This window comes from Xanthomonas campestris pv. asclepiadis (assembly GCF_020784175.1).
Lineage (GTDB): Bacteria > Pseudomonadota > Gammaproteobacteria > Xanthomonadales > Xanthomonadaceae > Xanthomonas > Xanthomonas campestris_D.
In genome coordinates, this window is sequence record NZ_JAJGQM010000001.1 from 136,601 (window position 1) to 161,002 (window position 24,402).

A 24,402-nucleotide genomic window follows, 5' to 3' on the forward strand; every position below is an offset into this window, starting at 1 on the left:
CGTTTGTCTTCAAGAAGCGCAGGCACCGGTGCGGCGCAGTGTTCTTGCGATTCGATCAGCTTCGATGCGGTGCGACAAGGCGGCCTTGCCCAGTGCACCTTGCACGCCGGCATGGCCGCCTGCTGCTGGCACCGCCCATCGCGCGTGAGGCGTCACGCGCATGGCGGCACTATGGCGCTTGCGCTCAACCTTCCAGCGCAGCAAGTACCTCTGCATGAAGCTGCTCGGCGCCGCTTTCGGTATTGAAGCGTGCAAAGATTTCCTCGCCGGAGAGCAGGCCGACCCGGACCGAGTGGCAATACGATCCGAAGTTTTCGCCTGCATTGAAGGGATCGCTGATGACGGAGATATGGTTGAGGCGGACCCGCGTGTTGCCGAACTTGATGAACATCTGCAATCTCCTGTGTGAGCGCCCAGTTTCCCATTTTGTCGGGCAGCGCAGAAGCCGGCCTCACGCATCCGTCGACCCAGCACGTACACTGCCGTCCCCTGAAGCCGAGCTCGCCCGATGTCCGATCCGATCCGTCTCGACAAATGCGTGGCCGCGCTGTTTGGCTGCTCGCGTGGAGAGGCGCAGCAATACATCGAGGGCGGCTGGGTCAGTGTGGACGGGGTCGTGGTCGAAGAGCCGCAAGCCTTGGCGACCGCTGCGCAGGTGACGCTGGCGGAACATGCCGTCCTCGAACCTGCCGAGCCTGCCACGCTGCTGCTGCACAAACCGGCAGGCATGAGCGCCGAGGGGGCGCTGGCACTGGCCACGCCGGCAACGCGCAGCGCCCTGGACCAGCTCGAGATGCGTGTGCTCAAGCGGCACTTCCTGCGCCTGAACGCGCCGCTGCCGTTGGAGCACGAGGCGAGCGGTTTGCTGGTACTGAGCCAGGACGGCCGCGTCCTGCGCAGGCTCAGCGCCGATGCGACCTCCATCGAACAGGAATTCCTGGTGGAGGTGCGCGGGGAGCTGCGCCCCTATGGCATGGCGCGGCTTGCGCATGGCCTGGTGTATCAGCAGCGCAGCCTGTCGCCATGCAAGGTGAGCTGGCAGAACGAGGAGCGTTTGCGCTTTGCGATCAAGCACGTGCAACCCGGCCAGCTGCGTTACATGTGCGGCGAGGTCGGGCTGGAGGTGGTGAGCATCCGGCGCCTGCGCGTGGGCCGCGTGTCGCTGGGCAAGCTGGCCATCGGTGAATGGCGCTATCTGCCGACAGGCGAGCGTTTTTGATTTGCGCGCCTGCTAGGCGCGCCTGATCGCCATGCGGTGACAAGCCGCTGCTGTCGACACCTCGCATGCATCGAGCATGGCGCGACCGCAACGTGGCGATATCGCGGCCGGACGCTATTATTCAGGCCGCCTCGGCAGTGATGCGCTTTTGCGCAGAGAGTGAAGCGCAGCAACCATGTCAGGCAAAAGCCGAGCCACGCCGGCCGGCGCGTGGCCGCTCGCAATGCACTGCGATTGCCCAGAGCGCAAACTGCACTGTGTTCCCGATGCCAGGACCGCTCTCTTTTTCGCTTATTTCTTGTTGCGTTTTTTCTTGGCCCGCGTCACCAGCCAGAACACAACGGCAATCACACCGACGACCAGAATGATGAAGGCCGGTGACAGAAACGAATTGTCGCCCATGGGAATTTTCCTGAAGGTCTTCGCAGCCAAGTGCTGCACTGACGTCAGCCTAGCGAGCGGCCTGCTTGATAGCGTGAAATACACTGCATTTGTGGATCGCAGTGGCGATGCATCGCGAACTCCGCAAGAGCACGCTACGACTGCAAGCGCGATCGCTCGGCAGATGCCGGCTTGCCGTCGTTGCAATATCGGCACGACTGACGACGCGCTTGTGCGTGTGGCAATGGCAAGCGGATCAGTCTCCAGTCGGAAGCGCAGGGACAGCAGTGCTTGGACATCGGCTACGAGGCTATCGACTCAGCGCGCAGGCAACGTTGGCGTGTAGCTCAGCCACAACGGTCTCAGCGCGGGGCAGGCTGGAGATTCTCGCAACGTCTGCCCTAGGGCAGGCACAGTGGTCGCGTGTGTCACCAAGCGGCTTGATAGCAAACGCAAGTGCGGCGTCTACGCTTGCGTACGGATACCGTGTTCATCTGAGAAAAACACGCGCAGCCAGCAAGCGGACGTACAACCCGCTATCAAGCAGGAGCGTCTCACCCGGTGCCAGCAATGTGCCGACGTGGGGCGTGCTCAGCGCCTCGCGAGTTGAGCGGCCCAACAGGCCTCGCGTCCGGTGGCTGCAGTTTAGATGGGGCAGGCGCCATGTAAATCGGGACTGCGCCGACAGGCTGTCGGGACGTTTCCGACAATTTCATCCCGTCAGGATGCGTCCGTACCCGAGCGCAGCCTGGTCACATCACCGAAGGTCGAGCTGCAGCGGACGCTGGCACATCGATCTGCGCCGCGCTGCTGCCCTCATGCGACCGGAGTAGAAAGTACCCGGTGCTTGGCCATCACGCTGCGGATTGCGCCCAACAGCTGCTCGGGGGTATAGGGCTTCTCGAGGAAGGCCACGCCATCCGGCAGGATCTCTTCCACATACTCGACCGCCAGGCCGGAGGTGAGCAGCACGGGCAGGTTGTAGGGGGCGTGCGCGGTCTTGAGCGCCAGATCCACGCCGGTCAGACCGCCCGGGAAATGGATGTCGGAAAACAACACATCGACGCGCGGGTCGCTTTCGATCAGGGCCAGGGCTTCTTCGACCGAGCCTGCGCTGCGGCAGGTAAAACCATAGCTTTCCAGCACAAGGCAGCTGAGTTGTCGGGTGCCATCGCCGTCTTCGACGACGAATACAACTGGCCGTTCCTTGTTCTGTGACATGAGCACGTCTCGTAAGGCAGGCCACATTCTCAGCGATGCGGCAGTGAACCCTCTGTCAACGCAGACGGAGCCGTACGGTTACCAGCCGAACGGGCCAGGACCGTAGCCGCCGGGGCCGTAACGCGGCCCGAACAACGCGCCTTCGCCGCGTCCGACGCTGATGCTGACGCCGATCTGATGCGCCTTGCCGTCGTCGTCGTAATAGGTCCTGCAGGAATTCAGATTGACGGCCTGCCAGTTGCTGTTGCCGCCGCGGTTGGAGTAGCCCATGCCGGTTTCGACCGCACCATGCAGCTTGCCCTGGCATTGTTCGGCGCGTTCGGCAGCAAGCGAGGCCGCGCTGGGGCGGGTCAGCGCAGGCTTGGGTCCGCTCTTGTCGCCGTAGAAGGTGCCTGGCGGGTCGGTGCTGTATTCGGGGTCGGAGCGGTACTGCACCGGGGCTTGCGGAACGCTCAGGTCCAGCGACCGCGCCGAGCCCGGCTCGGCGCTGCTCTCGCCGGCCTGGGCGAGCGCGCTGCCGGCGGCAAACAGAGTGGCCAGGAAAAGCAGGCTGCGTTTCATCGGGTGGACTCTACCAGGAGGGACTGACAGCGCGTGCCAGATCGCCTTGTGAAGCTAGCAACGGCTGATTGAATGCGCGCTGTCGATTGTGCGGAATTTTGTGCCAGTGCCGCCATTGCGGTGACACACGCTGTTGCATCAGCCCTGCTCGCGCACGATCTCGATCAGCTGCGCTCCATAGCGGGCCAGTTTGCCGCCACCGATACCGCCGACACGCGACAGTGCATCGATACTGGTGGGCCGCTGTTCGGCGATATTGCGCAGCGTGCTGTCGTGGAAGATCACAAAGGCCGGCACGTTCTGCTCCTTGGCCAGCTCCGCGCGCAGGCCGCGCAAGGCGTTGAACAGCACCAGATCCTGCGGCTGCACCGGCAGGCCGGTGCGTTGCGCGCTGCGCTCGCGCCCGGCAGCCGGATTCTCGCGCCGCATCATCACCTGGCGCTCGCCCTTGAGCACCTGGCGGCTGGCGTCGGTCAGGCGCAGGCCGCCATGGCCCTCGCTGTCGACCTCCAGCAGGCTGGCTGCCACCAGCTGGCGGAACACCCCGCGCCAGGTGCGCTCGTCTAGGTCGCGGCCGATGCCGTAGGTGCTCAGCTGGTCGTGGCCGAGCTGCTTGATGCGCTCGTTCTCGCTGCCGCGCAGGATGTCGATCAGGTGGCCCACACCGAAGCGCTGCCCGCTGCGGTACACGCAACTGAGCGCCTTCTGCGAGGCCACGGTGGCGTCCCACGCGGCGGCAGGCGTCAGGCAGTTGTCGCAGTTGCCGCAGGGCTTGGGATAGGTCTCGCCGAAGCCGGCCAGCAACACCTGGCGGCGGCACTGCATCGATTCGCAGTAGCCGAGCAGGTGATCGAGCTTGGCGCGCTCCAGCCGCTTGCGTTCCTCGGCCGCTTCGCCCTGTTCGATCATCTGCTTGAGCAGCACCACATCGCCCAGGCCGTAGCAGAGCCAGGCCTCGGCCGGGTCGCCATCGCGGCCGGCGCGGCCGGTTTCCTGATAGTAGCCTTCCAGCGACTTGGGCAGATCCACATGCGCCACGAAGCGCACGTCCGGCTTGTCGATGCCCATGCCGAAGGCGATCGTGGCGGCCATGATGATGCCGTCCTCGCGCAGGAAGCGGCGCTGGTTTTCCGCACGCACCTCGGCCGGCAGGCCGGCGTGGTAGGGCAGGGCATTGAAACCCTGCGAGCACAGATACTGCGCGGTCTCTTCGACCTTGCGCCGCGACATCGCATAGACGATGCCGGCCGAGCCGCGGTAGCGGCCCAGGAACTCCTGCAGCTGCTTGCGCGCGTTGTCCTTCTGCACCACGGTGTAGCGGATATTGGGGCGGTCGAAGGAGCTGACGAAGTGGCGCGCGTCGACCAGATCCAGGCGTTCGGCGATCTCGCGCTGGGTCGGCGGGTCGGCGGTGGCGGTCAAGGCCATGCGCGGGATATGCGGCCAGCGTTCGTGCAAGACGGTGAGCTGGCGGTACTCGGGGCGGAAATCGTGGCCCCATTGCGAAACGCAATGCGCCTCGTCGATGGCGAACAGCGCGATGCGGCTGCGTTCCAGCAAGGACAGGAAGCGCTGGGTCAGCAGGCGCTCCGGCGCGACGTAGAGCAGGTCAAGGTCGCCGGACAGCAACGCACGTTCGACCCGCTGGGCGTTTTCCGCGTCCAGCGTGGAATTGAGGAATTCGGCGCGCACGCCGAGCTGGCGCAAGGCCTCGACCTGGTCCTGCATCAGTGCGATCAGCGGCGAAACCACAATGCCGATGCCGTCGCGCAACAGCGCCGGCACTTGATAGCACAGCGACTTGCCGCCACCGGTGGGCATCAGCACCAGGGCATCGTTACCCGCAGCGACGTGTTCGACAATGGCTTGCTGTGGGCCGCGGAAGTCGTCGTAACCGAAGACGCGGCTGAGCAGTTCGTGGGCGGGGGAAGACATCCGCCTAGGATACCGCGCAGGTCAAGCCCTGGTCGGTGTCAGGCTGGCGGTGTTGCGCGATGGTGTGTCGGGGATTGCCGCGATGTGGTGGGTGTGCCTACGAGTGCTGATGCGGACGTTGCTGGATATGCGGCGTGCGGCATGGAAAATGGCCGGTGGCCGAGCGTTGCTTAAGTCGACTGGAGCTTCGCTCCGTACGCTCACCCCAAGCCCAGCGCGCCCATGGCGCGCCAGCAGTGCCCCCTCGTCCCGAGGGGAGAGGGGCTCTGTGTCTAATTTATGGAGCAGGGGCCCAAGGTTCCGGCGCAGCGAAACCTTGGGCACACCCGTAGGGGCCAGGCCCAGGGGTTACTGCAGCAGCGAGCGCAGCATCCAGGCGTACTTCTCGTGGGTCTGCAGGCGCTGGGTCAGCAGGTCCACGGTCGGGTCGTCGCCAGCGTCGTCGGCAGTGCCCAGCACCTTGCGCGCGGTGCGGCAGACCGCCTCGTTGCCACTGACCAGCTGGCGCACCATTTCACGCCAGTCGGCGCTGTCGCTCAGTCCCTGTTCTTCCGGGATCGAGGTCAGGGCGACGAACTCGCTGTAGGAGCCCGGTGCGTTGTAGCCCAGGGCGCGGATGCGCTCGGCCACTTCGTCCAGCGCGGCCCACTGCTCGGTGTACTGGGTCTCGAACATGGTGTGCAGCGAGTTGAACATCGACCCGGTGACATTCCAGTGGAAGTTGTGGGTCTTCAGGTACAGGGTGAAGGCGTCAGCCATATAGCGGGCCAGACCGTCGGAGATCTGCTTGCGATCGCCGTCCTTGATCCCGATATCGATGTGTGGTGCCGATGCTGCGGCGACCGGCAGTGCGTCCAATGCTTCATTGATGACGACGGGCTTGTTGGCGTTCTTTTTCTTGGACATGGGAATGGTCCTCCTGAGGAAACAGATATCGGGTCACAATAGACAGGCTAAAGGATCTGCTGTCATTCAATCTTTCACATTTTTCGATCAATGAGCGCTATCGACACCGACCTTGCCAACACTTTGCGTGAGCGCCGCCGCGCCGTCGATGGCGCGATGAGCCGCGACCGTGGCCGGTTGCTCGGTCTATGGTCGCGCTGGCAGGGCAAGCCCGGCAATCCGCAGGTGCGCGAGGCCTTCGAGCAGGCGCTGGCGGCGTCGCAGGCGCAACGCCAGGCGCGCGCCGAGCAGCAGCCGGCCATCACGCTGGACGAGCAACTGCCGATCGCGCGTGAGGCAGAGCGCATCATCGCGTTGATCCGCGACCATCAGGTCGTCGTCATCGCCGGCGAGACCGGCTCGGGCAAGACCACCCAGCTGCCCAAGCTGTGCCTGGCGGCCGGGCGCGGCGCGGCCGGCATGATCGGTTGCACCCAGCCACGCCGGATCGCCGCGCGTGCGGTGGCTGCGCGCGTGGCCGAGGAGCTGAAGACGCCGCTGGGCACCACGGTGGGCTTCCAGGTGCGCTTTACCGACCGGGTCGGCGAGCAGTCGCGGATCAAGTTCATGACCGACGGCATCCTGCTGGCCGAGATCGCCAGCGACCGCTGGTTGTCGGCCTACGACACCATCATCGTGGACGAGGCGCACGAACGCAGCCTCAACATCGATTTTTTGCTGGGCTATCTCAAGCAACTGCTGCAAAAGCGCTCCGATCTCAAGTTGATCGTCACCTCGGCCACCATCGATACCGAGCGCTTCGCCCGGCATTTCGACAACGCGCCGGTGATCGATGTGGAAGGCCGGACCTTCCCGGTCGCGGTGCGCTACCGGCCGCTCGAAGGCGAAGCCGACGACGGCGGCGACGGCGAGCGTGGCAATGGCCGCGATGGCGAGCGCACCGTCAACGATGCGATCGTGGCGGCGATCGACGAGATCACCCGCATCGATCCGCGCGGCGACGTGCTGATGTTCCTGCCGGGCGAGCGCGAGATCCGCGATGCGCATCATGCGCTGGAACGACGCAAATACCGCGAGACCGAAGTGGTGCCGCTGTATGCGCGGCTGTCGGCGGCCGATCAGGACCGCGTGTTCAACCCCGGCCCGCGCCGGCGTCTGGTGCTGGCCACCAACGTGGCCGAAACCTCGCTGACGGTGCCGCGCATCCGGTATGTGGTGGATCCGGGTTTTGCGCGCATCAAACGCTATAGCCCGCGTCAGAAGCTGGACCGCCTGCACATTGAGCCGATCTCGCAGGCCAGTGCCAACCAGCGCATGGGCCGTTGCGGCCGCATCGCCGAAGGCATCTGCTACCGCCTGTATGCCGAAGCGGATTTTGCCGCGCGGCCGGCATTCACCGATCCGGAAATCCGCCGCTCGTCACTGTCGGGCGTGATCCTGCGCATGCTGCAACTTGGGCTGGGGCGGATCGAGGATTTCCCGTTCCTGGAAGCGCCTGACGAGCGTGCGGTCGCCGATGGCTGGCAGCAGTTGCTGGAGCTGGGTGCGATCGACGGCAACCGCCGCCTGACCGCGACCGGCCGCCAGATGGCGCGCCTGCCGGTGGACGTCAAGCTGGCGCGCATGCTGGTGGCTGCGCAACAGCACGGCTGCCTGCGCGAGATGATCATCATCGCCGCGTTCCTGGGTATCCAGGATCCGCGCGAGCGCCCGCCCGAGGCACGCGAAGCGGCCGACAACGCGCATGCGCTGTTTGCCGATGCACGCTCGGAATTCGTCGGCATCCTGCGGTTGTGGGAGGCGTACCGACAGGTGCACGAGGATCTCACCCAGTCCAAGTTGCGCGATTGGTGCAACCGGCATTTCCTCGGGTTCCTGCGCATGCGCGAATGGCGTGAGCTGCATCGGCAGCTGCGCCTGTTGTGCGAGGAGCTGGGGTGGAGCGAGGAGCCGGCCGCTGCGATGCTGGCGCCATTGCTGGCAGGTGCCAGCGCGCCTGCGCGCGAGGACGGGCACAACGCCAACCGGCCGACGCGTGGGCAGTTGCATCGCGCTGCGCGGCTGGCGCGCGAAGGCAAGCCGGATCCGAGCGCGCCACCTGCACAACCCACCTCTGCTGCTGCCGCCAAACAGGCCGAAGCGGCCGAAGCCACGGCACGCACCAGCGAGCGCGAACGTGCAGCGGCGTATCAGGCCCTGCACCGCGCGCTGCTGGCCGGCCTGCCCACGCAGATCGGCCATCGCACCGAAAAAGGCGACTTTCTCGCCGCGCGGCAACGCCGGTTCGTGCCGTTCCCCGGCTCGGCACTGGCACGCAAGCCTCCGCCGTGGATGCTGGCCGCCACGCTGCTGGACACGCAAAAAGTCTGGGGCATGACCAATGCCGCGATCGAGCCGGACTGGGCGATCGCCGAGCTGGGGCATCTGCTGGCACGCAAGCACTTCGACCCGCACTGGTCGCGTGCGCAGGGGCAGGTGGTGGCGTCCGAACAGATCAGCCTGTTCGGCCTGGTGCTGGCGCCGAAGAAGCCGGTCCATTTCGGCAAGATCGACCCGGCCGGCGCGCATGACCTGTTCGTGCGCCAGGGCCTGGTCACGGGCGAGATCAACACGCGTGCGGCGTTCATCGCCGACAACCTCAAGGTGCTGGAACAGGCGCGCGAGGAAGAAGCCAAGCTGCGTCGTGCCGGCATCGTCGCCGACGACGACTGGCAGGCGCGCTGGTATCTGGATCGCATCCCGGCCGAGCTGCACTCGGCCAGCGGGCTGGATGCATGGTGGAAGACCTTGCCGCCGGACAAGCGCCGCAGCCTGCATTGGACATTGAACGACCTGTTGCCGGGCGAAGGCAGTGAGGCCGACCGGTTTCCGAAGTATTTCCCGCTGGGCGATGCGCGGTTGCCGCTGCATTACCGCTTCGAGCCGGGCGCCCTCGATGACGGCGTGACGCTGGACGTGCCGCTGCACCTGCTCAACGCGCTGGATCCGGCGCGGCTATCGTGGCTGGCGCCGGGCTTCGTCGCCGACAAGGCATCGGCCCTGATTCGCAGCCTGCCCAAGGCGCAGCGGCGCAACTATGTGCCGGCCCCGGATTTCGGGCGCGCGTTCTACGAGGCCTACAGCATCGCCTCGGCCGACGACATCCGTGGCGAGCTGGCGCGCTTTCTGACCAAGGCCACCGGCACGCAGGTGGCGGCGCTGGATTTTGACGAAGAATCGCTGGACACGCATCTGCTGATGAACCTGCGCCTGCGCGATGACGACGGCAAGGTGCTGGCCGAGTCGCGCGACCTGGACGGATTGCGCGCCCACTTTGGCGAGCGTGCCGGCCAGGCCTTCGCCGCGCGTGCAGGGCGCGCGCTGGCTGCCGAGGGCTTGCGCGATTTTCCGTCCACGCCGATTCCCGAACAGGTTGCCGGCGAAGCCGGCGTGCCGGCGTATCCGGCGTTGGTGGATCAGGGCGACGACGCGGCGTTGCGCATCTTTGCCGACCGCAACGAGGCGGCCCAGGCGCATCCGCGCGGCGTGCGCCGGCTGCTGGAAATCGCGCTGGCCGACAAGATCAAGCAGGCGCGCAAGCAGTTGCCGGTGTCGCCCAAGACCGGGCTGCTGTACGCGGCGATCGAGTCGCAGGAGCGCCTGCGCGGCGATCTGGTTGATGCCGCGCTCAACGCGGTGCTGGCCGATGGTCTGGGCGCGATCCGCGACCCCGTTGCCTTTGCCCAGCGCCGCGACGAGGCGATCAAGCGCCTGTTCGGCGAGGCGATGGAGCGGCTGACGCTGGCCGAAAGCATTCTCGCTGCGGTGGCCGAGCTCAAGCCTCTGCTGGAAGCGCCGTTGATGGGCTGGGCGCGCGGCAACCTGGACGATATGGAGCAGCAGCTGCGTGCGCTGGTGCACGCCGGCTTCCTGCGCGAAACACCGGCCGAGGCGCTGGCCAATTATCCGCGCTATCTCAAGGCGATGATCCTGCGAACCGAGCGCGCCAAACGCGATCCGGCCCGCGACCAGGCGCGCATGCTCGAACTCAAGCCGTTCGTGGATGCATTGGACGAGGCGGCTGCGCGTGGGTTGCAGCAACGTGATGAATGGCAGTCGCTGCGCTGGGACCTGGAGGAGTTGCGCGTGTCGGTGTTTGCGCAGGAGCTGGGTGCCAAATCGGGCGTGTCGGCGAAGAAGCTGTCACAGCGGGTGGCCGCGTTGCGCAACTGACTGGTGCCGGAGGCGCTGGTGACGGCGGCTTGCCGCCATCGCCAGCGCGCTGGGTCGGCGCAGGTCCTGCCACCGACTGGTCACTCAGGCCGAGCACTGCGCTTTGAGCGGTGAACGCAACGCAGCGCGCAGTGGTCAGCTGGGCGTGAATGATGCCCGGAACCGGCGTGTACACCCGGTACATGCCGGTTCCGGGCACCGGCCGCACCGCGTGGCGGTGCGCGCCGTTCGGTTGCAAGCCGCTGTCAGAACTTCATGTGCAGGCTCGCCATGTAGCGGCGCCCGCTCCTGTAGCGGCCGGCCAGATGGTCGGTGTCGCCGAGATACTGCAGGTACTGCTCGTCCAGCAGGTTCTGCGCGTCGATCTGCAGCGACCAGTTCGGGCTGAATGCATAGCCGATGCTCGCGCCGAGTTCGGCGTAGTCATCCACGCTTGCCGGCGCGGCGCCGGCCACGTAACCGCCTGCCAGATAGCTGTCGCGCCAGTTGTAGGTCAGCCGGGCGTTGAGCGGGCCTTTTTCGTAGTACGGGCTGACTGCCACGCTGTTGCGCGACTGGTAGGGCAGGGCATCGCCGGTGTTGTTTTCGCCATTGGCGTAGGTGTAGTTGGCGGTCAGGCCGAAGCCGCTGTCGCCGAACGGCTGCTGGAATGCGATGTTGAAGCCCTTGACCTTGCCATCGCCGGCGTTGCGTAGCCGCTGGATGCTGTAATCGCAATAGCCATCGGCGGTGCAACCGTTGCTGCCGAGCAACTGCGCCCAGCTCTGCGGCGCGGTATCGCGCAGCGCGTTGTACTGGCGTTCCACGCTGGCGCTGGTGTCGATGTAGTTGTCGATCTTCTTGTAGAACAGCGACCACGCCACCACCGACTGCTGCGCAAAGTAATACTCGGCCGACAGGTTGAAGTTCCAGGATTCGTACGGCGACAGCTCGGCATTGCCGCCGCTGCCGGTCAGCGTGGTGTCGTTGAGGAAGGTGTTGTTGACCATCTGGTTGTACGGTGCCCAGGCGATCACCTTGGCCGCGGCAAAGCGGAACACCCAATCGTCTGCGGCCTCGTAGGACAGCGTGAGCGAAGGCAGCAGGAAATCCTCCTTGCGCGTGCGGGTCTGCCACAGGCTGTCGGCGTTCTGCAGGGTGGGCGTGCCGCTGTAGACGAAGCCGCTGCCCTCGGTTTTCGAATCGACATAACGCAGCCCGAGATTGCCGCGCAGGCCGCCGCCGGAGAAGTTCAACTGGGCATAGGCGGCGTTGTTGGTCTGCTGCAGCGCCCAGGTGTTGTTGAGGTAGCTGGCCGGATCCGGCGCGCCGTAGTCGACCGGGCTGTTGCGGATCCAGTCCAGCACATTGTTGCGGCCTGCCTGCACATGCCGGCCGTGGTCCGGATGGAAATCCTGCAGATCGGTCAGCCCGATCGTGCCCACGTCGGCCAGCGTGCCCGGCGTCACGCCGCCATAGACGTTGAGCTCGAAGCGCTCCTCATGCTTGCCATGACGTACGCCCAGCAGCAGTTGGTTGAACACGCTGTCGAACTGCAGATTCAGATCGAGTTGGCCGTAGGTGTCCTTGCTCTCGGTGGAAAAGATGCCGTTATTGCCGAACCAGCCGCCGGCCGAGCCCCAGTTGGCCGGATCGCGCGCACGCGCCGGATCGTCGAAGCGAATGCCGCGCCGCGTATCCCAGCTGAAACCGCCGTTGTAGAACGGCTCGATGAAGTACTGCGACAGATCCTTGTTCTCGGATCTGCTTTGGCCCACCTGTCCATTCAATCCCCAGCCATCGCCGCGGAAAGCGCCGCGCAGGTCCAGGCCCTTGGTGGTCACTTCCGATTCGCGCACATTGTTGTCGTAGATCACGGTGCCGCCGAGCGGGTCGGCATTGGCGCCGGAATGCCCGCTGGTCACCACGCCGTTGCGCAGGCCGCCGAGTTGATCCACTGCCGCCACCGTGCCGGCATTCCAGGTCAGAAAGCTGTACATCGACTGGTTGTAGTTGTCGAAGTTCTCGTTGATGTACAGGCCGCTGAGGTTGAATTCCAGCGCCTCGCTGGGCTTGAGCTGCAGATTGACCACGGCACTGTCGCGCTCGCGATCCTGCTGGAACCAGGCCGCGTTGATCGAGTTGGGCACGTCCGCATCGGCAGGCACGCCGCCTGCGGCATTGGCGAACGTGCTGGCCGGCGCGTAGCCGAACACTTCCATGCCGCGGCGATCGACGCGTTCTTCGTAATGCTGCGCCGATACCGCAATGCCGAAGGTGTCGGCCGCGTTTTTCCAGCTATACAGCAGTGCAGCGTTCGGTTTGCCTTCGCTGGCCTGCGCGCTGTAGCTGTAGCCGATGGAGGCGGCCACCTCGTTGACGTCCAGGTCCAGCGGTTGCCGGGTGTGCATCAACACGGTGCCGCCCAGGCTGCCCTCGGTCAGGCGTGCTTCGGAGGATTTGAGGATTTCCGCACGGCCCAGGATCTGCGGCGCCAGCAAGGTGTAGTCGAATCCGCGGCTGGGTTGCTCGCCGTAGAGCCAGATCGCCTGCGCCACCGGGTGGCCGTCCAGGAAGGACAGATTGAGGCTGGGGTCGGTGCCGTCGATGCTGACGCGCTCGCCCTGGCCGAAGCGCCGGTCCAGGGTGATGCCGGGAATCTGCGACAGCGCCTCGGCCACATTGGTGCTCGGAAACTTGCCGATGTCTTCGGCGGTGATCGCTTCGGAAATGCCGGCGTTGTTGCGTTTGGTGTCGAGCGATTTTTCCAGGCTGGCACGGATGCCGACCACCTGCACGGCATCCAGATCGGTGGCCTGTCGGTCGAGCGCGTCCTGGGCTTGCGCAGCGAATGCCAGCGACAACGCGATCGCGCTGGACAGCAGGGTGGTGCTGTATTTCATGATGTCTCTCCTCATCACGCACAGGGATGGACGGCGGGCTGCTGCTCGCCGGATGCGGGGTCTTGCGGCGCGCGCCCGGGGCCGAGCGCGTGGTGGATCGCTTACGTCAGGTCAGCGTGGTGTTGCAGATACCAGTTGGCCGCGCCGAGCACGCCCAGTTGCCCGTGCTCGACCAGCTTGACCGGAATGCGTTCGAGGACCGCGCGCATGCGTCCCTTGGCCAGAAAACGCTCGCGAAAACGGCTGTTCTGCAGGAACGGCCCGATCGTCGGCAAGAAGCCGCCGGCCAGATAGATGCCGCCGGCGGCGCCGTAGGCCAGCGCCATGTCGCCGACCGCGCTGCCCAATATGCCGCAGAAGACCTGCAGGCACTCACGTGCCAATGCATCGTCTTCGTGCAGCGCGGCATGCGTGATCGCGGCCGGCAGCCGATGGCCAGGCGTGGCGCCCTGCAGTTCGCACAGGGCGTTGTACAGATGCAGCAGGCCTGGTCCGGACAGCACATGTTCGAGCGGCAGATAGCGCTCGCCACGCAGCAGGATCCGCAGCACCTGCAATTCCATCTCGTCGTTGCTGGCCAGGGCGACCTGGCCGGCCTCGGTGGCGAGCACGATCGCCCGCGGCCTGGCATCGATCCAGACCGCCGCACCCAGGCCGGTGCCGGGGCCGACCACCAGGATCGGGCCGCTGGCGCGCGCATGCCGCGGCGTCGGCCCGCTCAGTTGCAGCGCGGCGCGTTGTTCCATCAGCGGTGCGGCGTAGGCCACCGCTTCGAAATCGTTGACCAGGTGCACGCTGGGCACGGCGAGCGCGGCGCGAATGCGGCCAGGCGAAATCGTCCACGGCAGGTTGTTGCTGATGAAGCTGCCATCGTCCAGCGCGACCCCGGCACTGGCGATCACCACCGCCTCGAAGTCGCGCCGTTGCTGCAGGAAGTCGGCAAGGATGGCGTCCAGACTGGCGTGTTCGGCGCAGCGGTAGGTGCGGTAATGCGACAACTCGGTCGCAGCAGTACCTGTCCGCGCGATGTGGCCGACCCGCACATGCGTGCCACCCACGTCGGCCGCGATGAAGCCGGTGGCAACCGGTGCGGTGGGCAAGCCAGAAGCGAGAGCAGAACGCGAAGTCGCAGCCACGTGCAGTCCTTTGGAGTCGTCCGAGCGGCCAAAGCGATCGGCGAGTAGCGGCCTGTGTAGAAGTTGGTGACAACGATGTCAATGGTTCAGTCGGGTTGGATCGGTCTTGCTGGCGGACTCGAGTGAAAAATCGCCCATTTCAGGGCCGTCTGCATGGGCGTGATTGCGCAGTGCGGAAGCGTGCGCACACACCGCTGCGCCGTTGCAACGGTCGCGTCTGTTGTCGCCATCTGGACGCTGAGCGGCGCCGATATCGCTCCGTGGCATCGACATCGGCTTCGGCGGTGGCTACCGCCAGCCCGGTTGCGTCAGCGCTCCGCGCAGTTGCCGACTCAGCGCGCAGCCGCCGCAGAGGCAGCGCCCGGCAAGGTGCTGCAGGCCGCGCCATCCGTGGGTGGCGCCTGCGTCGGGTACTGCTGCTTGCCGAGCACATAGGTCTGGCTGGTGGCCACGAAGCCGTCCGCGTAGGTGGCCTCGACGAAGTACGCGCTCCAGCCGGCATCGGGAATCTGCACCGGTACCGACACGGTGTTGCCGCGTGCAGACGTGATCGGCGTGGCGCTGTAACGAATGCCGCAGGCATAGCGGAAGTCGCGCGCCGCCGGGTTGCTCGCCTGCCATAGACGCAACTGCGCAGGACGCTCGGAGGAATGGAAGCGGATCTGCGGGTGTTCGCCTGGGTGCAGGGAGTCGCGCACGTTTGGCAGCGCGCGTTGTTGCTGCAGCCGGGTCACGAAGGGCACCAGGCTGTCGACGATGAAGGCGCGGATGCCGTTGTGCGCGCTGTTGGGCACCATGCGCAGCGCCTTGCTGCCGGGTAGCGCGTCGTAGAAGAACTGCGTGTTGTCCGGCAGGAAGAAATCGTCGCCGCTGGCATTGACGATGCACTTGGGCACGGCCAGGCGTTTGCGCTGCGGCGTGTGCAGATAACGCAGCGGGTCCTGCAGTTGCACCAGCTGCGCAAATGCCGGTGTGTGCAGCTGCGCGGTGATTCCCTGCCTGGCGTAGGCGCCGAATGCGATCGGCCAGTTGCCGCCATAGGCCCGGGACATGTGCTCGAGCACGGCCGGCATATTGAGGATGTCGATCACAAACGGCACCACGGCCGCCACCCGCGCATCGGCGATGGTGGCGTGCCAGCTGGCCCAGCCACGTTTGGAGGCGCCGGCGAGGATGAAGCGATGAATCTGCAACGGCGCCAATTCGCGTTCGGCCAGGCTCATGGTGCGCGCGATCGCCGCCGCCATCGGCACATGCAGCGGCAGGGTCTTGCGTTGCTGCGGCGATGCCAGGAACAGCGACCAGCTGTAGGCGACGCTGTCGTCCTCGCGGCGCGGCGTGCCATCGTTGCGATAGGTCAGTGCCTGGCTGGGCAGATCGCCGAGCGCGATCACCACGGTGCGGCTGCGTTGCGCCAATGCGGCCAGGGCCTCGGGCGGCAATTCGCTGGACGGCTGTGGCGCGCCGCCATCGACGGGATGGCGGGTGCCATTGGTGGAGATCAAAAGTGCACGTGTCGGCAACGCATCCGCCGGCACGTAGATCGCCACATCGTGCTGCCAGCTGGCTGGTTGCACCAGTGCCTCGGGCGACCATTGCTGCGAGGTCAGCAGGTAATCGCGCCTTTCGACACCGCCCACCATGCGGGTGCCCACGCGCCGGTAGACCAGCGGTTGGCGCTCGATGGCATCGTGATAGCACACCAGCGCCTGGTCGATGCCGACTTCGGGCGCATCAGCGCATTGTTGCGCTGACAGGGTGGGCGTGGCCGCATCTGCAGGCGCAACGCCTGCGAGCCAGGCCAGCGACGCCAGCAACGCCAGGCTGCAACGTGTCATCGAACGCATGCGTGTTCTCCGGGTGGCCTGCTCAGTCTGCGGTAGCGGGCCGGCAATGCCCGGACGCGCTTACTTGACCCGGCGCACCTTGGCCGGCGTGTTGTAGCCCTCGATCTGCAGATACCACACGCCGACCAGGCCCGGCTTGATCTTGACCTTGGGGGTCTCCTTGCGCACGCCCGACAACGTCGCAGCGTCGGTCTGCTCCCAGTCCTGGCCATTGGCCAGCGTGTACACGCGCCCCTTCGAAAAGCCCTTGAACTCACCGACAATGTTGCTCTCGATCGGTTCCTTGCTGCCGAAATCGAAGAAGCCGCGGTTCTTGACGATCACTTCCTGGCGGCCGGCTTCCTTGGCCTGTTCGACCACGACCGCAGCTTCCTTGGCGACCTTGCCCTGCAGCCAGTCGTTGAGCGCGGCCAGCTCGCCGGCATCGAGCTTGTCCAGGCCGGCGGCCTTGAACTGTTCGGCGCTCATCTGCGACTGCAGGTCGCCCTGCACCGCGCGCTGCGCCAGGGCCGGGAGAGCGGTCAACGCGAAGGTCAGGCAGACCAGCAGGGGAATGCGGCGCGCGAGCGACATGGAGGCGATCCGGAAGACGAAGAGGCCGCTAGTGTAGACGCTGGAGCGCATCGTGCAGCCTGAGACCACAGGTGCTGATGTGAGTGCGGGACAGCCCCAAGCCGCTTCGCACAGCTCGGAGACACCACCAGGTTGTGGTGCGCTCCGGCACCGGCGACTTAAGGTCTACGCGGGCACTTTCGCACGCTCGGGACGGCGGTAGACAAACTCCGGTGCGGGCGCTGCAGCTTCGCGTTCTGCGGTGGCGCGCACCTCGGCATGCCGCGGCGAGCGTTCGCAGACCGGGTCCAGCGTGGCGGCATCGCCACTGAGCGCCAGCGCCTGGCAGCGGCAGCCGCCCCAGTCGATCTCGCGCTTGGGACAGCCCTGGCAGACCTCAGGCATCCACGCGGTGCCGCGGAAGCGCACGAAGGCCTCGCCGTTGTTCCAGATGTCGGCCAGCGAACGCTCGCGCAGATTGTCGAAGCGCATGCTGTCAATGGTTTCGGCCGCATGGCAGGGCAGCACATCGCCGCGCGGGGAGATGTTGACAAAGCGCTGGCCCCAGCCGCCCATGCACGGCTTGGGCTGGCGGGCGTAGTAATCGGGGGTGACGAAGTCGATCGCCAGGCGATCGCCGAGCTCGCGGCGGGCGGTTTCCACCGCGTCAATCGTGGCCATCAGCTGCTCGCGGCTGGGCATCAGTGCGGCGCGATTGCGCAGGCCCCAGCCGTAGTACTGGGTATGCGCCACTTCGATGCGCTCGGCCTGCCATTCCAGCGCCAGCGCGATCATGCCGGGCACGCGATCGGCGTTATGGCGATGCAGGACCGCATTCAGCGTCAGCGGCAGGCCACGCGCACGTACCGCGGCGGCGAACTCGCGTTTCTTCGCCAGGCTGTTGCGATAGCCGGCGATGCGGTCGGCACCGGCCGGGTCGACGTCCTGCACGCTCAGCTGCACATGTTCCAGTCCTGCAGCCTGCAATTGATCCAGCATCGGCTCACCGCCGGCCACGCCGGAGGTGATCAGGTTGCTGTACAGCCCAAGCGCGCGTGCATGCGCCACCAGCTCGGGCAGGTCCTTGCGCAGCATCGGTTCGCCGCCGGAAAAATGCGCCTGCAGCACCCCCATGTCGGCAGCCTGCTGCAGCAGCGAGCGCCAGCCGGCGGTATCCATTTCCTCGCGCAGCGCCGCCAATGCGATCGGGTTGGAGCAATACGGGCAGGCCAACGGGCAGCGATGGGTCAGTTCCAGCAGCACCGACAGCGGCGGCGGGGCGATGTTCATAGCCGCAGCAGACGCTTCTGATGCAGGGTGTTGGTGAGTTCGATCACATCAACCTCGATATCGGCCGCGTCGGCATCGAATTCGCCCGCCAGTTCCAGCGCGATCTGCGCCAGCGAGCGCGCGCCGTCGTAGCGCTGAGCCACTACCAGTGCGATCTCGTCCAGCTCGACCACCCGTTCCGGCGCCAGCAGCACCCATTGGTCGCGCGCGCGGTCGTGCTGCAGGCGCACGCCTGCGCGCAGGGCCGGCTGGCTGTCGCGGGTGATGCTGCTCACGCCGCGGCCCGGCTGGCGTCGCGGGCGGGCACGAACGCATCCGGCCACATGATGCCCGGGGCGACGTAGGCCACGTGCAATGCGTCCAGTTGCGCCCACAGCACCGAGCACTTGAAGTGCAGCGCGGCCTTGACCAGGTCCTGTTTCTCGACGGTATCGGCGTGCTGCTTGACGTAGTCCAGCGCAAAATCCGAATCACGGGGCGCCTCGGTCAGGCGATGCTCGAAATAGGCCAGCGCTTCGGGCGAGACGAAGTCGTAATGCTTGAGCATGCCGGCCACGCGCCGGCCGATGATGTTGGGGGCGAACAACTCGGTCAGCGAGGAGGCGATCGCTTCGAGCAGGCTTTTTTCGCGCACGAACTGCAGATAGGCCTGCACCGCGAACCGGGTGCCGGGCAGCAGCGCACGGCCGGATTCCACCAGCGTGCGGTCCAGGCCGAGCGCGTCGGTCAGGTGCAGCCAACGGGCAATGCCGCCATCGGTGGGGCTGTTGCCGTCGTGATCGAGGATGCGTTGCCGCCAGATCCGCCGCAACGCCGGGTCGTCCATGCGCGCCAGGATCGCGGCGTCCTTCAATGGAATGCAGCGCTGGTATTCGAAGCGGTTCAGCGCCCAGGCCTGGACCTGGCCGCGATCGAGCTTGCCCTCGTGCAGCAGCGCGTGGAAAGGATGCTGGTCGTGATACAGGCGGGCGCCGATGGCACGCAGGTCCGCTTCCAGCTGGTCCGGGGTGAGCAGGGTGGTCACAGGGTGATCTCCAGGCCGTCGTGGGCGACGTCCCAGCCGCTGGCACGCGCGCTGGCGTACTCCGGCGAGTGGATGTCGAGCACGGGATTGGTGGTGTTGATATGGATGAAGATCTTGCGCGCCACCTCCAGCGGGGCAAACGCGGCAATGGTGCCGTCGGGGCCGTCGATGCTCATGTGGCCCATGCGCTGGCCGGTCTTCTGGCTGACGCCCAGTTGCACCATCTCGTCGTCACGCCACAGCGTGCCGTCGAAGAACACCAGTTCGGCGCCTTGCAGGCGCGCGCGCAAGGCATCGGTCATCGCCGCGCAGCCGGGAATGTAATGCACGCGGTGCTGGCCATCGTCGATGGTCAGCCCGAGGGTTTCTTCGTTGGAGCCGGCCAGGTCGCTACCGCTGCGCGATTCCATGAACAGCGGCACCTTGCCGGGCACCGAGAATGGCGTCAGTTGCAGACCCAGCAGCGACACCGGCGTGTCGAGCGCAAACGGCTGGCGCTGCACATACGTTGGATTGACTGCATCGAAAATGGGGTTCTGCGCCAGCAGGTCCAGCACGCGGCTGCTGGCATGTAGCGAAAACGCCTGGCTCTCGCGCATCGACAGCAACCCGGCGATATGGTCGATCTCGCCGCTTGTCAGCAGCACTGCTTCGATTGGCGAATGCCGCAGACGCTGCTGCGGCCACAGCGCGGGCGTTGCGAGAATTTGTTGACGGAAATCGGGTGAGGCGTTGATCAGGACCCAACGCTGGCCATCGGCGCTGACGGCGATGCTGGCCTGGGTACGACGTTGGGCACCGCCCGCTTGTTGCCATGCCCGCCGACTGGCGGGGGTGTGGCAATTCCACTGCGGGTGCCCACCGCCGGCCGCCGATCCCAGAACGATGATGCGCATGGAGAACTGTTACCTATCTGCCGGCGATTGCCGGTCATGCATCGGGAGGAAGGGCGGCAGGTGCGCTCAGAATTCGCCGGAGACGTAGCAGTTGATCTCGGCGCCACAGTTGACTTCACGAACGACAGGCTTCTTCCAGGTCTTCATCGGCTACCTCGCAGTTGGTTGGAATGACGTGGCCGCAGCAGGACGCAGCGGCAACGCCACTGGAGGATAGGCAGGCGGTTTGGGCGAGTTGTAAAAAGCGCGTAAAAAGCCGATTGAGCGTGCCGATTGACCTGCGGCGCTGCACCAATCCGGGCGCGCAGCGGTTGCGAATCAAGACCTTGGCGGGTGAACCGACCATAAGCGCAAGCGTGCGGCATTGCGCCTATCGCGAGCCACTTGCGCGTTGTGGAGAAGGTGACGCGCACGTTACCGTAGCTGTCAGCCCCTTGTTGTTGCCCACTGCCGTGTCCACCGCTGCGACCAGTTCCTCATTCGAGCGCCTGCAGACCTTGCTGCAGCGTCCCGCCATCGCATCGATCGCGTCAGACCTGCGTGACGCCTTGGCGCAGGCCTGGCAGCAGCTGCCAGCGCAGAGCGAGAACGTGCCCTGGGCGCTGCTCGCCGACACGCTGGACGCATTGGGGTTGCTGGCAGCCGACGAGGCCACCTTGATTGCGGCATTGCTGTTCGACCTGCCGGCCTTGCGTGGCGCGATCGCCAGCCTGCCATGGCAGCCGGCCGAGCGCCGGGTGGCGGTCGAAGGCTTGCTGGACGGGCTGGATGCGGCCGACCAGGTGTGGGCCCTGCACGCCGGTCGCGAGGCCGGGCGCAACAGCGAAGGTCTGCGGCGGCTGCTGCTGTCCATCATCCACGACCTGCGGGTGGTGCCGATCCTGCTGGCGCGGCAGTTGGCGCGCATGCGCGTGGCCGACCGCCTGAGCGAAGAGCAGCGCCGCGCACTGGCCCAGCTCACCCGCGACATCCATGCGCCGCTGGCCAACCGGCTGGGCATCTGGCAGGTGAAGTGGGAGCTGGAGGACCTGGCGTTCCGGCACCTGGAGCCGGACACCTACCGCCGCATCGCCCGCGAGGTGGACGAAACCCGCGTGGCGCGCGAGCGCTACCTGGATGCAGTCAAGCGCACCCTGTCGACGACGCTGGCGCAGCAGGGCCTGCGCGCGGAGGTGAGCGGACGGCCGAAGCACATCTACAGCATCTGGCGGAAGATGCAGAAAAAGCGCCTGTCCTTCGACCAGTTGTACGACATCCGCGCGGTGCGGGTGATGGTCGACGACGTGGCCGCCTGCTATGCCGCGCTGGGGGCGGTGCACTCGCTGTGGGCACCGGTGCCGAGCGAGTTCGACGATTACATCGCCCGACCCAAGGCCAACGATTACCGCTCGCTGCATACCGCGGTGGTCGGCCCGGAAGGGCGCACCATCGAAATCCAGATCCGCACCCACGAGATGCATGCGCAGGCCGAGCTCGGCGTGGCCGCGCACTGGAAATACAAGGAAGGCGGCAAGGGCGGCGAGAAGGCCTTTGACCGCAAGATCCTGTGGATGCGCCAGCTGCTGGAGCAGGTGCAGGAAGGCGACCACGGCGAGCTGGCCGGTGCGCTGGATGCCGAGCTGATCGAAGACCGCGTGTATGCGCTGACGCCCAAGGGCGAGGTCATCGATCTGCCGCAAGGCGCCACGCCGCTGGATTTCGCCTACCACGTGCACACCATGGTCGGGCATCGCTGCCGCGGCGCGCGCGTCAACGACCGCATCGTGCCGCTGACCTATCGGCTGCGCAGCGGCGACCGGGTGGAGATCATGACCGCCAAGGAGGCCGACCCACACCGCGACTGGTTGCTGGCGTCCAACGGGTTCCTGGCCAGCGGGCGTTCGCGCGACAAGGTGCGTGCGTGGTTCCACAAGCTCGACCGCGCGCGTAACGTACAGGCCGGCAAGGACCTGCTCGATCGCGAGCTCAAGCGGCTGGGCCTGCAGCACGCCGACCTGGGCGTGGCCACGCGCAAGTTCCACGCCGAGAATGTCGACGATCTGTACATCCAGGTGGCGCTGGGCGATACCGGGCCCAACCAGGTCAGCCGCGCCCTGCTGGAGGCCGAACGGGCCGCCTCGCAGCCCGCGGTGCCAGCGCCGCCACGGCCCACCGCACGCCGAGAGGGCCTGGGCAAGTCCAAGTTCACCGTGCAGGGCGTGGGCAATCTGCTGGTGCAACTGGCGCGCTGCTGCCAGCCGGTGGCGGGCGAGCCGATCGCCGGCTATCTGACCCGCGGCCGCGGCATCACCGTGCATCGCACCGATTGCGCTGCACTGTCGCGTCTGGCGGCGGCGCATCCGCAGCGCGTGTTGCCGGTGGAGTGGGGCCAGGCCGGCAGCGGCTACGAAGTGGATGTGCAGGTGCGCGCGGTCGACCGCCGCTGGCTGCTCAAGGACATCACCAACCTGATCGCGCAGGAGGACGCGCACGTGCTGGAAATCAACAGCGACAACGTGCGCGACACCGGCAGGGCGCAGCTGCGCCTGCGCCTGAAGGTCAGCGATTACGGCCAGCTGTCCAGCCTGCTCGGCAAGCTGGATGCCTTGCCCGGCGTCAACGAGGTGCGGCGACTCGGTTGAGTGCGCCGCGGCTCGCCGGCGCCAATCGCTTTGAAACAGACGGCACCCACCGCAGGCGAGGTGTGCTTGCCTGACGGTTCCCGATTCCCGATTCCCCCAAGCCCACATCGTCTTCGCAGCAGACAGCTACCATGACCCGGTGAACGCGTCCCCCTCAGGTCGCGCCAAGGACGGACGCCACCGCATGTTCCCGCTTCCGCGCTGGGCCCGATCGCCCCGCCTCTGGGCGCCATTGCGCAGCCGCGCGCTATGGCGCGTGGTGCTGGTGTTGTGCGCCTGCCTGTTGCTGGCCACGGTCGTGCTGCGCAAGCCGCTGGCCGATTTGCTATGGCCGGACACGCGCATCCAGCAACTGCTGCAGCGCGGCGATGCGGCGCTGTCACGCGGCCACCTCAGTGCGGCCGATGGCAACGGCGCGCGCGAATTGTTCGCGGCCGCGCTTGCACTGGACAGCGACCGTGGCGAGGCCCGCGCCGGCCTGGCACGCACCGGTGCCGCCGCCGTGGTGCAGGCACGTGCGGCGGTCGCAGCCGGGGATGCCGCCGCTGCACAACGTGCGTTGACGCTGGCGAACGCGTTGGAGGTGCCGCAGGCACAGATCGCCCCGGTCGCGCTGCGCCTGCGTGCGCTGCAGGCGCGTCGGGCCGGCCTGGACGCCTTGTTCGCCCAGGCAGTGTCCGCGCAACAGCAAGGGCGCCTGGATGGCAACCCGGACAGCGCGCTGCCGTTGTACCAGCGCATCCTGACCCTGGCGCCGGACCGTACCGATGCGCTGGAAGGGCGCGAGGACGCATTGACCGATCTGCTGGCGCAGGCCCGCCACGCACTGGCGCGCGATGCGCTGGCCGATGCGGCGATGCTGCTGGCTGCCGCCAAGCGCTATGACGCCGGGCATGCCGATGTGCCGCTGACCGAAGGCCACTATCACCGTGCGCTGGAACAACGCCGTCAGCGCGCACAGGGCCTGTTGCGGCGCGGCCGGCTGGCACCGGCCGCACGCGACTTCACGGCAGTGCTGGCAGCCGAGCCGGAGGATGCGGCCGCCCGGCGTGGGCTGGAGCAGGTGGCCGGCGAATATGCCGCGCAAGCCGGCCGGCAGGCGGCCGACTTCCGGTTCGACGCCGCGCTGCAGTCGCTGCAGGAAGCCAAATCCTTGCTGCCGGGCGCTGCGTCGATCGCCCAGGCCGAGCAGGCCATCGCGCGTGCACGCGATGCACAGCGCAGCCCGGAAACCGGGTTGTCGCGCGGTACCCGCGAGCGCCGCCTGCGCGCGCTGCTGCAGCGGGTGACGGATGCCGAAGCGCGACAGCAGTGGATGACGCCGCCCGGCGCCAGTGCCTACGACGCGGTGCGTGCGGCGCAGGCGCTGGCACCGCGCGATCCGCGCGTGCTGCAGGCCGCCGCACGTGTGGTGCCGGCCAGTCAGCGCTGCTTCGAGGACGAGCTGCGCAACAACCGCCTGCGTGCCGCGCGCGGCTGTCTGGACGCCTGGCAGGCGCTGACGCCCAGTGACGATGCGCTGGCCGGCGCGCGCCGCCGGCTTGCGCAGCGCTGGGTTGCGGTAGGCAGCGAACGCCTGGGACAGGAAGACGCTGCCTTCGCACGGCGCGCGCAGGACGAGGCGCACCAGCTGGATCCGGGGCTGCCGGAACTGGCCGAGTTCACGCGCCGGGTCAAGGCCGTGGTGGAGCAGCGCTGACGCAGCGCCGGCTTTCGATA

General features: G+C 66.7%; 18 protein-coding genes and 1 other RNA gene. 4 read left to right on the forward strand and 15 right to left on the reverse strand.

Features of this window, described 5'->3' with window-relative positions:
* Positions 1 to 184 precede the first annotated feature (184 nt).
* On the reverse strand, positions 185 to 391 hold the full coding sequence (locus tag LL972_RS00565; protein WP_228325958.1) for a hypothetical protein: 207 nt from the start codon (positions 389 to 391) through the stop codon (positions 185 to 187).
* A gap of 117 nt (positions 392 to 508) precedes the next feature.
* On the opposite strand from LL972_RS00565, the gene LL972_RS00570 reads away from it, so the two are divergent.
* Positions 509 to 1,219 (forward strand): rRNA pseudouridine synthase, encoded by a 711-nt coding sequence (locus LL972_RS00570; protein WP_228325959.1) that lies wholly within the window; start codon positions 509 to 511, stop codon positions 1,217 to 1,219.
* A gap of 1,197 nt (positions 1,220 to 2,416) precedes the next feature.
* Here LL972_RS00570 and LL972_RS00575 read toward each other — a convergent pair.
* The 4 genes from LL972_RS00575 to LL972_RS00590 form a co-directional block, all read right to left on the reverse strand.
* Positions 2,417 to 2,821: a response regulator gene (locus LL972_RS00575; RefSeq protein WP_228325960.1), complete on the reverse strand. Its 405-nt coding sequence runs from the start codon at positions 2,819 to 2,821 to the stop codon at positions 2,417 to 2,419.
* Between the two features lie 78 nt (positions 2,822 to 2,899).
* A complete protein-coding gene (locus LL972_RS00580) occupies positions 2,900 to 3,382 on the reverse strand; it encodes a hypothetical protein (RefSeq protein WP_228325961.1) in 483 nt (160 codons plus the stop codon).
* A 138-nt stretch (positions 3,383 to 3,520) separates the two neighbouring features.
* Positions 3,521 to 5,317, reverse strand: coding sequence for a DNA helicase RecQ (gene recQ / locus LL972_RS00585; RefSeq protein ID WP_228325962.1), 1,797 nt, complete (start codon positions 5,315 to 5,317; stop codon positions 3,521 to 3,523).
* 348 nt (positions 5,318 to 5,665) lie between these two features.
* Positions 5,666 to 6,223 (reverse strand): Dps family protein, encoded by a 558-nt coding sequence (locus tag LL972_RS00590; RefSeq protein ID WP_102580821.1) that lies wholly within the window; start codon positions 6,221 to 6,223, stop codon positions 5,666 to 5,668.
* A gap of 90 nt (positions 6,224 to 6,313) precedes the next feature.
* On the opposite strand from LL972_RS00590, the gene hrpA reads away from it, so the two are divergent.
* Positions 6,314 to 10,435 (forward strand): ATP-dependent RNA helicase HrpA, encoded by a 4,122-nt coding sequence (gene hrpA / locus LL972_RS00595; protein WP_228325963.1) that lies wholly within the window; start codon positions 6,314 to 6,316, stop codon positions 10,433 to 10,435.
* A gap of 109 nt (positions 10,436 to 10,544) precedes the next feature.
* On the opposite strand, the gene LL972_RS00600 is transcribed toward hrpA, so the two are convergent.
* The 10 genes from LL972_RS00600 to pqqA all read right to left on the reverse strand — a co-directional run bounded on the left by LL972_RS00600 (position 10,545) and on the right by pqqA (position 20,209).
* A non-coding RNA gene (locus LL972_RS00600) (sX9 sRNA) lies at positions 10,545 to 10,619 on the reverse strand.
* A gap of 61 nt (positions 10,620 to 10,680) precedes the next feature.
* Entirely contained in the window at positions 10,681 to 13,317 is a 2,637-nt protein-coding gene (locus tag LL972_RS00605) for a TonB-dependent receptor (protein WP_228325964.1), read from the reverse strand.
* Positions 13,318 to 13,418: 101 nt separating this feature from the next.
* Complete coding sequence (locus LL972_RS00610) at positions 13,419 to 14,453, reverse strand: glucokinase family protein (RefSeq protein ID WP_228325965.1); 1,035 nt, start codon at positions 14,451 to 14,453, stop codon at positions 13,419 to 13,421.
* 332 nt (positions 14,454 to 14,785) lie between these two features.
* Entirely contained in the window at positions 14,786 to 16,300 is a 1,515-nt protein-coding gene (locus tag LL972_RS00615) for a PhoPQ-activated pathogenicity-related family protein (RefSeq protein WP_228325966.1), read from the reverse strand.
* A gap of 60 nt (positions 16,301 to 16,360) precedes the next feature.
* On the reverse strand, positions 16,361 to 16,873 hold the full coding sequence (locus tag LL972_RS00620; RefSeq protein ID WP_228325967.1) for a hypothetical protein: 513 nt from the start codon (positions 16,871 to 16,873) through the stop codon (positions 16,361 to 16,363).
* Between the two features lie 165 nt (positions 16,874 to 17,038).
* Positions 17,039 to 18,142: a pyrroloquinoline quinone biosynthesis protein PqqE gene (pqqE, locus tag LL972_RS00625; RefSeq protein WP_228325968.1), complete on the reverse strand. Its 1,104-nt coding sequence runs from the start codon at positions 18,140 to 18,142 to the stop codon at positions 17,039 to 17,041.
* The gene (pqqD, locus tag LL972_RS00630) at positions 18,139 to 18,417 is read right to left on the reverse strand and encodes a pyrroloquinoline quinone biosynthesis peptide chaperone PqqD (RefSeq protein ID WP_228325969.1); all 279 of its coding nucleotides are present in this window, start codon (positions 18,415 to 18,417) and stop codon (positions 18,139 to 18,141) included. Before pqqD ends, pqqE begins: the two co-directional genes overlap by 4 nt.
* Positions 18,414 to 19,166 carry a pyrroloquinoline-quinone synthase PqqC gene (pqqC, locus tag LL972_RS00635; RefSeq protein WP_228325970.1) on the reverse strand — a complete coding sequence of 251 codons (753 nt, stop codon included), beginning with the start codon at positions 19,164 to 19,166 and terminating at the stop codon, positions 18,414 to 18,416. Before pqqC ends, pqqD begins: the two co-directional genes overlap by 4 nt.
* Complete coding sequence (gene pqqB, locus LL972_RS00640) at positions 19,163 to 20,062, reverse strand: pyrroloquinoline quinone biosynthesis protein PqqB (RefSeq protein ID WP_228325971.1); 900 nt, start codon at positions 20,060 to 20,062, stop codon at positions 19,163 to 19,165. Before pqqB ends, pqqC begins: the two co-directional genes overlap by 4 nt.
* Before the next feature lie 66 nt (positions 20,063 to 20,128).
* Positions 20,129 to 20,209, reverse strand: a complete 81-nt coding sequence (gene pqqA / locus LL972_RS00645; RefSeq protein WP_002812057.1) for a pyrroloquinoline quinone precursor peptide PqqA — start codon at positions 20,207 to 20,209, stop codon at positions 20,129 to 20,131.
* Between the two features lie 290 nt (positions 20,210 to 20,499).
* On the opposite strand from pqqA, the gene LL972_RS00650 reads away from it, so the two are divergent.
* Both LL972_RS00650 and LL972_RS00655 read left to right on the forward strand, forming a co-directional pair.
* On the forward strand, positions 20,500 to 22,683 hold the full coding sequence (locus LL972_RS00650) for a RelA/SpoT family protein (protein ID WP_228326018.1): 2,184 nt from the start codon (positions 20,500 to 20,502) through the stop codon (positions 22,681 to 22,683).
* Between the two features lie 184 nt (positions 22,684 to 22,867).
* Positions 22,868 to 24,382, forward strand: coding sequence for a hypothetical protein (locus LL972_RS00655; RefSeq protein WP_228325972.1), 1,515 nt, complete (start codon positions 22,868 to 22,870; stop codon positions 24,380 to 24,382).
* Positions 24,383 to 24,402: the final 20 nt, after the last annotated feature.